This window comes from Stenotrophomonas sp. PS02298, from assembly GCF_029959445.1.
Taxonomy (GTDB): Bacteria; Pseudomonadota; Gammaproteobacteria; order Xanthomonadales; family Xanthomonadaceae; genus Stenotrophomonas.
This window is the reverse complement of the sequence record NZ_JASCOR010000222.1, coordinates 1-5,373: the sequence shown is the minus strand read 5'-3', so window position 1 is coordinate 5,373 and position 5,373 is coordinate 1. Positions and strand designations below refer to the sequence as shown.

Here is a 5,373-nt window from a genome sequence, read left to right as displayed (position 1 = left end):
AGTGGGGTTTCGTTTCGAAACCCCACTCTGACCCCGGTTTTGCCTTATCCCCGAAACCGCTCAAGAACCCCTGCCGGATAATCCCGCTGGAACGGCAGATCCTTGCGGTGCGCGTAGCCGATGTAGCAATCACAACGCTGGTTCGGGCAGCCGCGCGGTCTCAGTTGGGCCGCAAAGCTGCCGTCGTACAGATTTCCCAGCGGCTCTGTGACGAAGTGGCAGCGTTTGACGTTGCCATCGCCATCTACTGACACCACGTTCTCGCCAGTGAAGCAGGGAGCGCCCAGGCTGGCCGAGGGTTCGAGGTTGAACAGGAAGTGCGGGTCCACGCGTTGCAGCTGCTGGATCTCGGCATCACTGTAATAACCGGCAGGGCGCTCATCGTAGGCGTTGATCCACATCGGCACCTCGTCCGGCAGCTCCTCACGCAGCAGCTGGATCTCTTCCAGATGCTCACGCATCGCCACCATGCCAACCGTGTAACGCACGCCGCGCCGCGCCAGTTCATTGCAGCGGGCGAGGAAAGCGGCGCGGGTTACCTGCCCCGGGTGGTAGGTGCACCACAGCGCGAAGCTGTCGAGATTGACCTCGTCCAGCCAGCGCGTGCCGATGCACAGGTTGGTCTGTATCACCACGCGGCGGACATGCGGCATATGACTCAGCTGCACCATCGCATCGCGGTAGTGGCGGCGCACCAATCCCTCGCCCCACGGCGTGAACAGCACCGACAACTCCATCGTCTGCCGCTCTGCCCAGTCGACGAAGCGTGCAAGGTCCTCGGCGTCGCGGCGCAGGGCGGCGCGGGTGTCGTAGGTCTTGGCGAAGGGGCAGTACGGGCAGTCGTAGTTGCAACTGCTCAGCCGGCCGCGATAGAGGATGGAAAGATGCATGCGCGGCTCAATCCAATTGATAGTCGCGCATGCGCTCGGCCACGCCGGCTGAGATCAACCACGGGCCGATGGTGTCGGCGCGGGCAAGCCCGGAGTCATTCAACGCGACCAGCGCATCCTCGCGCGTGGCCAAGCCCTGCTCGAACAACTCATCCAGCTGCGGCAGGTCGTCGAAGCACTCCGTGCCGAAGCGCTCACGGTATTGCGCAAGATCCAACCCCGGCTGCGCCAACAGTGACTGGATGACGAAGCGGCGACGGCGCTCGTCCTCATCCAGCTGCACGCCGTAGTCGATGCGGGCGAACGAGGCCTCATCGCGTTCCAGGTAATGCGCAAGAATATCCGCCACCGAGCGCCGGCTGACGCCGTACTCGCTGGAGTAGTGCAGGCCGCTGGTATACGAACGGGCACCGCAGCCGATGCCGACCATGCCGTCGTTCTGGCAGCAGTACGCGGGCCCGCCGGAGTCCTGCGCGTTGGCCGCGCGGAACATGCGCATCGATACCTGCTCATAGCCCGCGGCAAGCAGGCGCTCGCGGCCGGCTTCATACAGGGCCAGGCGGTTGTCCACCGACTCGGGATGAATGACGAACGAGCGCTTGCCGCCTTCCTTCGCACCGATGCGGTCCAGCCCGGTGTGCGGGCGCACGTACAGCGGATAGAGGTAAAGCTCTTCCGGCTGGAAGGCGAGGGCGCTGTCGATCGAGGTCAGGAAGCTGGCCACGGTCTGCCCAGCGATGCCGTAGATCAAATCCAGATTGAGGGTTGGGATGCCCGCCGCACGAATCTGCGCGATGGCTTCCTCGACCACCGCGCGTTGCTGCGGCCGCACCAGCGAGCGCACTTCCGCATCGCTGAAGCTCTGGATGCCCATGCTGACGCGGTCGATGCCGGCGTCGCGGCAGATCTTCATCTTCGCCGCGTCCACGGTTTCCGGCGACACCTCGATGCCAGCAGGAATCGAATGCAGGTCGATGTTGGCGTGGCGCTGCACGAAGTCGAACAGCCGCTGCAGCTGCGGCGCATCCAGATAGGTAGGCGTGCCGCCGCCCAGCGCGAAGCGCACGAAGCGGTGCGCGCCCAAGGCGTCGGCGGTTACCCGCAACTGCTTCTCCATCTGCGCCAGATAGGCTTCCACCTGCGCCGGCGCCGGCCGCGCCATTGCGAATAGATTGCAGAATCCACAACGGTAGCTGCAGAACGGCACGTGCAGGTACAGGAACAACGCATCACGCGGCTCACTCGCCCAGGCATCGGCAAGCAGCGGCGGCTGCGCGATCGGCCGGTACGCGGACTTGTGTGGGTAGGAGTACGAATAGGCCTGGTAGGGCTCGAGCCGCAGCAGCTCTGACAAACGATGGGCGGTCATGGGCTCAACACAAAATGCGCATAGGGGACGTTCATCACCGTCTCGTGGGCGAGACGGTGGCCGTGGAAGCCATCCTCGCCGTAAGCGGTGCCATGGTCAGAACAGATGATCACGAAGGCCGGGCCACGCGCACGCAAGGCCGCGAACAACGCCGCCAACTCGCCATCGACGTAGCGCAGTGCGGCGCAGTGGCTGTCCAGTCCATCGGCGTCGCGGCCGGGCAGGTAGTGCCGGTTCGGCTGGTGGATGGCCGAGACATTGATGAAGAGGAAGCAGTGTTGGTCGCCCGCTGCCTGCAGGCGCTCGCAGGCCAGTGCCACCTGGCGCTCGGTAGAGTCGATCGCGGTCACGCCGAGCTCGGGCTGCCAGTGGCTTTCCTCGAACAGGCCCGGCAGCTGCGAGCCCAGCGCATTGCGACGGTTGAAGAAGCCGACGCCGCCAATGCAGATGCTGCGATAGCCCTGGTCACGGAAGCCACCGACGATGTCGGCACGGCCGGAGAACACGAAAGTCTCCGGCACGATGGTCTCGCTGCCTTCAAACTCCAGCGCGAACAGACGCGGATGCGGGCCCGGCCGCGCAGGCGTGGGCAGGAAGCCGGCAAAGAACGCCGAGTGCGCCGCATAGGTGAAGCTGCCCGGCGTATGCCGCAGCTCCCAACCATCGGCAGGCAGGTGCGGCGCAAGCACCGGCAGTTCGCCGCGCTCGAAGCAGCGCTGGGCCGCATCGAAGCGCAGCGCGTCCAGGGTGATCATCACCACGTCATGGCTGCCGACGATGCGGTGCATGTCGGGCAAGCGGGTCTCAAGCATGGGCGTACTCGTTGATGGCAGAACGCGCAGGCACCAACAGCGCCTGGTCTTCATAGGTGGTGCGCCCGTCATGGCGCAGGTCCAGCAGCAGGTCGCCGAAGCCATTGGCTTCCAGCACCCAGCTGCGCGTGCCGCGCACGATCAGGTCGAAGCCGATCATACGGCTGGCGGGGAATGCAGCCGCGGCCTTCACCGTGGCAGCTTGCAGGTGGCTGATGGCGTCGGCATCCAACAGTGCTTCCAGCTGCGTGCGCGCATTGCCCAGGTGCAGGTTGGTCAGCGCGCCCGCGCTCATCCGGGCCACCCGCTGCCGTGGCTGGCCATCCAGCGCGACCACGCGCACGTCATAGCGGCGGCCATCGCTGCCCGGCACGCTGGGCTTGGGAATCCAGCGTTCGATGTAGGCGCCTTGCTCGGCCAACAAGTCCACCAGTCGCGCGATATCGCGGTGCCGGTCGTAACGGCGCTGCCGCAGCGAATTGAACACCCGCCAGCGCCCGTCCTGTTCCACCAGTTCCGCCGAACCATAGGCCACCTCGCGGCCATCGCGGTTGCGCGCGTAAGCCAGCACGCCCGCGCCGGACGAGCCGTAGCGGGCCTTGATGAAGACGCGCTCGCAGGCCGCATCGCGCAGCCGCACGCACATATCCTCGTAGCCGCTGATCGCACCGAACAACGGCGGCACCGCCACACCCGCATCGGCCAGCAGCTGCTGGCAGCGAAGCTTGTCCGACATGCAGGCCAGATCGGCCGGTGCATTGAGGTAATGCGGTCCCGCCGGGAGCGACGCCAGCACATCGGCAAAGCCCGCATACCAGAACTGCTGATGCACCAGCTCGCCATGCGCGGCAGGCAAGGGCGCATCACTAGCAGCGCCGGACAACTCCCAGCCACGCAGCACCAAGGCCTGATGCAGCGCAGGCGCTTCGCCGGGTGACTCCAGCTTGACGATGGCATCGGGCGCCTGCGCGAGTGCTTCAAGCAGGCGCGCGGGCTCGGCGAGCAGGGTTTCGTAGTCGAACACGTGCGCGGCAGGCGCGCCCTGATCGTGCAGGGCACGCTGCAACCACCCGATACGGCGGCTGCCGCGCGGGCCGATCAACAGCCAATTGGCCATCTTCGCCTTACTCGGACACCGCCACGTAGCGGTCGCCGTCGTCTTCTTCTTCCGGATCGTCCAGCACCACCGTGCACGGCAGCGCTTGCAGCTTCTGCTGCCAGGCCTCGGAAATGTAGTGGTGGCTCAGGTCGATGCGCTGCAGGCTGCCCAGGTTCGGGCTCTCGCACAGCGCCTGCGCGCCGACATCGCCGATGGTGCCCAGCGACAGGTCCAGCGTCTGCAACGTGCCCAGCCACGGCTCACCGGCCAGCCACACCGCCAGCTCGTCGCTGATCATGGCGTTGCGCAGGCCCAGGTACTGCAGGCGCTCCGGCCCGATCGCCAACAACAGGCGCTGGTAGACAGCCACATCGCCATCAAAGCCATAACCGTCATCGCCAAGCCACAGCTCAAGATGGCGCAGGGCCGGCAGCGTGGAGTTGGCGATGGCAATGACGATCTCGTTCGGCAGGCCACCGCTCTCGATCGCCAGTTCCTGCAGCGACGCATGCGTGAAGGGCTGCAGCTCAAGTTCAGAGGTGCCACGGATACGCAGCGACTCCAGGCCCGGGAAGGCCTCCAGCAGCGGGTTGTAGGAGATCTGGTTGATCCACGACATCTCGCAGTCTTCGTAGGTCATGTCGCCCACGAACAGCGCCTTCAGGTTGCCCAGCTCGGCACGGCGCGCAATCAGCCCATCGATCAGGCCCTGCGGGCCGTCACTGGAAGCTTCATCCCATGCACCGATGACCAGCACTTCAATCGACTTTGGATCAACCTGCTCGAAGAAGTTGGCCAGCAGTTCTTCCTGGCTCTCGTCGCTGTCGTATTCCTGCATCAAGCGGTAAGCGACATCGCCGGCTACGGCCGAGCCACCCATCTTGAAGTCAACGACTTTCTTGCCACGATAAACCTGCGTGTATTCGCCAATGGTCACGGTACGTCCTTGCCGGAATGGGTGCCGTAGCATAACCGAGAGGATGCGAATGCTGGCAGCAATGCGTCACGTTCGATGGCAGGCATACAGCCTTCGCCATTCCGTAATCATGCTGTGCTAACGCAGCAATCAAGCGCAAATGAATCGCCCAGGATTTCGTAGACACCTCGCAGCCATAAACTATGGCTTACGCGGAGGTGGTTATGAGTACGAAGCGTTACACGGATGAGTTCAAGATCGAGGCGGTTCGGCAGATTGTCGAGTAC

General features: G+C 64.7%; 5 protein-coding genes. All 5 read right to left on the bottom strand.

Translation table 11 applies throughout. The features are described from left to right. Window positions 1-44 precede the first annotated feature (44 nt). The 5 genes from QMX78_RS19890 to QMX78_RS19870 are packed head-to-tail and all read right to left on the bottom strand — an operon-like array spanning window position 45 to window position 5,107. A complete protein-coding gene (locus QMX78_RS19890; protein ID WP_282272876.1) occupies window positions 45-890 on the bottom strand; it encodes an STM4011 family radical SAM protein in 846 nt (281 codons plus the stop codon). A 7-nt stretch (window positions 891-897) separates the two neighbouring features. Beyond that, window positions 898-2,259 (bottom strand): STM4012 family radical SAM protein, encoded by a 1,362-nt coding sequence (locus tag QMX78_RS19885; protein ID WP_282272874.1) that lies wholly within the window; start codon window positions 2,257-2,259, stop codon window positions 898-900. After that, the gene (locus QMX78_RS19880) at window positions 2,256-3,071 is read right to left on the bottom strand and encodes an STM4013/SEN3800 family hydrolase (RefSeq protein ID WP_282272872.1); all 816 of its coding nucleotides are present in this window, start codon (window positions 3,069-3,071) and stop codon (window positions 2,256-2,258) included. The genes QMX78_RS19885 and QMX78_RS19880 overlap by 4 nt, the downstream gene beginning before the upstream one ends. Next, window positions 3,064-4,173: an STM4014 family protein gene (locus QMX78_RS19875; RefSeq protein ID WP_343239305.1), complete on the bottom strand. Its 1,110-nt coding sequence runs from the start codon at window positions 4,171-4,173 to the stop codon at window positions 3,064-3,066. Before QMX78_RS19875 ends, QMX78_RS19880 begins: the two co-directional genes overlap by 8 nt. Window positions 4,174-4,195: 22 nt before the next feature. Further along, on the bottom strand, window positions 4,196-5,107 hold the full coding sequence (locus QMX78_RS19870) for an STM4015 family protein (protein ID WP_282272868.1): 912 nt from the start codon (window positions 5,105-5,107) through the stop codon (window positions 4,196-4,198). Window positions 5,108-5,373 lie beyond the last annotated feature (266 nt).